This is a genomic window from Vibrio sp. M250220, from assembly GCF_036533795.1.
In the GTDB taxonomy this organism is placed as follows: domain Bacteria; phylum Pseudomonadota; class Gammaproteobacteria; order Enterobacterales; family Vibrionaceae; genus Vibrio.
Map to the genome: position 1 here is coordinate 1 of NZ_JATABI010000143.1, position 1,121 is coordinate 1,121.

The 1,121-nt window shown below is 44.8% G+C and carries 1 protein-coding gene; it reads left to right on the forward strand.

The annotated features are described in order from the left end of the window. A partial coding sequence (locus QTN94_RS19990) for a formylglycine-generating enzyme family protein (protein ID WP_331428648.1) occupies nucleotides 1–798 on the forward strand: 798 nt, incomplete at its 5' end. Nucleotides 799–1,121: the final 323 nt, after the last annotated feature.

Below are 1,121 nucleotides of genomic sequence, written 5' to 3' on the forward strand. Positions count from 1 at the left end.
TTTCGTATGCCCTGCATGAACGACGATCTTAATCGCCCAGTCTGGACGCCGGAAGCAAGTTGTTACAGTCAGTTCTCGATCGTTGATCGCGGGGCGGATATTCAGCATGAAGTCACCCTAAGCAGTTATTCGTTGTCAAAGTATGAAGCAGAGTTGCTGGATTATGATGTTTACTTACAAACACTTGGCCGACCATTTGAACAGAGTATCTATGAAGGGCAGTACCTAGAACGCGGCTCTAAGATTTATAAAACCGCCTTACCTAACTTTCTCAGACAATCTGCTAGAAATGTAAATTGGCAAGATGCCAAAAACTATTGTCAGTGGCTGGGGCAATTAACCTCACTACCAGTGGATCTGCCCACCGAAGCACAGTGGGAATACGCCGCACGTAGTCGTGGGCAAAAACTCTACTACGCAACCAACAATGGCTTTATTCAGTTTAGAGGAAGGGGTTTCTATAACCCAGAATTAGGGGGTTATGAGGAGTTTACCGAAAAAACCGCTAATGTTGATACGGATTTAAACCCTGTTGGTATGTTTGAACCCAATCCCCTCGGTATTTACGATATGACTTACAACGCAGCAGAATGGGTCAATGATTGGTACGCTAAAGATTATTATAAAGTGTCGCCAAAACTTGATCCTCAGGGCCCTGCAACGGGTGAGTACAAAGTTATACGAGGCTGGGGGGCCATGGTCACGGTCGCTCGTGCTTATGACCCTTTAAATAGAGATGAACCGTCGTATCGTACAGGATTCCGCTGCTCCGTCCAAAGCACGGAACAAACCAATTAGCCTTGAAAAAGACCGCCTTACGGCGGTCGTTGTGGTTAGATATAATAGCCATTTTTTTTATTTAAACGCGCGATTTGCCGTTCGACCCTCTCCCTCTTCTGCCTCCAACTCCAGCCGGAGCGCGGCGCAAACGGACGCATTTGAGCAAAGTTGCTCTCGTTGATTTCATTCACTCGATTCTTAACGGGACACACGTTTTAACTACACCAATATTAAGACAGCGTTTCTGATAATTACTTGATAGATTGATTAATTATTAACTGGGTGTGCATCATTAAGAAAAGGAAGGGAAATCACATTATTTCCGAGTCATTAACTTCATG